Origin of the sequence: Micromonospora sp. D75, assembly GCF_018070405.1 — a bacterium.
In the GTDB taxonomy this organism is placed as follows: Bacteria; Actinomycetota; Actinomycetes; order Mycobacteriales; family Micromonosporaceae; genus Micromonospora; species Micromonospora chalcea.
This window is the reverse complement of sequence record NZ_JAGPXV010001161.1, coordinates 1-549: the sequence shown is the minus strand read 5'-3', so window position 1 is coordinate 549 and position 549 is coordinate 1. Positions and strand designations below refer to the sequence as shown.

At 58.3% G+C, this 549-nt stretch carries 1 protein-coding gene; it reads right to left on the bottom strand.

Annotation, left to right across the window (positions count from 1 at the left end; genetic code table 11):
* Positions 1 to 202: 202 nt before the first annotated feature.
* Positions 203 to 549, bottom strand: a 347-nt coding sequence (locus tag KBX39_RS32635) for a hypothetical protein (RefSeq protein WP_210874278.1), incomplete at its 5' end; no start/stop codon positions are given.

Genomic DNA, 549 nt, shown 5'->3' with positions numbered 1-549 from the left:
GTTATACACCAGCACGCTCTGCACCTCGTGGCTCACCCCGTCCCACGTATGCAGCGGGTGGCGCATGGTGTAGCTCATCACCGACTTTGCTTTGTCGAGCATGAGTTTGCGCGTGGCCGTGGGCGCAGTAAAGGCTGACAAACTTAGCAGGCCAGCCACAAAAACGGTTAGGACTAGGGTTGACGATTTCATTTGACTGGCGTTAGAATTTGATGGCGATAACCGACAGGGCGTAGGCTCCGAACGTGGCGTAGGCGGCTGCGCGGTGGTAGGGTTTGAGGTCGGGGCGCTGCTGAATGGAACCCGCCAGCACGTTGGTGGCAATCATACCCGTGATATGGACGATGGCTAAGTATTTGTGCAGTTTAATCGAACTGTACCCCCGTCGGTCGCTAATCATTTTGGGCGGGGCCGTGAGCGACAGCAGCGCAGTGGTGGCGTAGGTGACGTTCACCCCGCTGGCGAGCGCACCGTGCAGGTTAAGAAGCCGGTTGTACTGATCGCCCTGTGCCGTGTAGAGTTTGCCCCCTACGACGCCCTGAGCCAGAA